This is a genomic window from Desulfitobacterium sp. LBE, from assembly GCF_007830365.1.
Classification (GTDB): Bacteria; Bacillota; Desulfitobacteriia; order Desulfitobacteriales; family Desulfitobacteriaceae; genus Desulfitobacterium; species Desulfitobacterium hafniense.
In genome coordinates this window covers 4,744,760-4,745,341 of record NZ_VLKD01000001.1, presented here as the reverse complement: position 1 = coordinate 4,745,341, position 582 = coordinate 4,744,760, and positions in this window count along the sequence as shown.

Genomic DNA, 582 nt, shown 5'->3' with positions numbered 1-582 from the left:
CCCAAATCGCTCCTGCTCAATGGGCGGTTGGAAACGTCCTGTTTCCAACCCGACTCCGCTGCATACTTTTCGCGAAGCTTTGTTTCCGCTCGCTTAAATTCGCTCCCTAACGTAAATCAAAATCCTTGGGCTGCTTTTCAAGCCTATGCCTGCTGGGCGTTGCAAGAACGCGGGGATAAACCACCTTGTCGGGGCCGTTTTTACTGACGCCGCTGGAGGCGCAAGGGCAGCGGCGTCGGTTGACATCGTGAACTATATAAAAAAACTCCTTGAACGAAAATTCCTGCCTTCCCATCACTTGGCTTGTAATTCGCTCCCAATACCTCTATAATGGATACAGGTGGAAATTAAAAGGCCGCCGCGGTCTGAAAGTGTTGACGCACTTCCAGGCACGCGCAAGGTGTACGAGCACCTACACGTAACAGCAAGCTGTCCGCGACGACAGATCCATTATACAATGCCCTTCGCTCCAGTACAACAGTACGTGGGCCTGGGGGTATAATCGGTTGCCGGTCCGGGGGTGTGTTGATTGTGTGCGACTTGAGAGCAGTAAACATGAGACAGTATGAATTCAGGCGCATG